The 273-nt window shown below is 70.0% G+C and carries 1 protein-coding gene; it reads right to left on the bottom strand.

Features of this window, described 5'->3' with window-relative positions; all coding sequences use genetic code 11:
• Window positions 1-273: oxidoreductase dimerization domain-containing protein (locus AAEY78_RS13075; protein ID WP_502943774.1), on the bottom strand; the 273-nt coding region annotated here is incomplete at both ends.

Here is a 273-nt window from a genome sequence, read left to right as displayed (position 1 = left end):
CCCATCTCCAGCGACTGCGAGAACGCCGCGGCCAGCTCCGACACGCCGCGCCCGACCGCCTGCCAGCCGACGATCAGGTGATTGTCGCGCCGCGCGACGACGCGCACGAATCCGTCGGTCGCCTGCAACGTCATCGCGCGACCGTTCGCCGCGAACGGGAACGATGCGCTCAGACAATCGACGCCGGCCGCATGTGCATCGTCCGGCGACCAGCCGGCCGTCACGATCTCGGGATCGGTGAAGCACACGGCCGGAATCGCCGCGGGCATGAAC

It is taken from the genome of Psychrobacter sp. 16-MNA-CIBAN-0192 (genome assembly GCF_040309565.1).
Classification (GTDB): domain Bacteria; phylum Pseudomonadota; class Gammaproteobacteria; order Pseudomonadales; family Moraxellaceae; genus Psychrobacter.
This window is presented reverse-complemented; position numbering and strand designations above follow the sequence as displayed.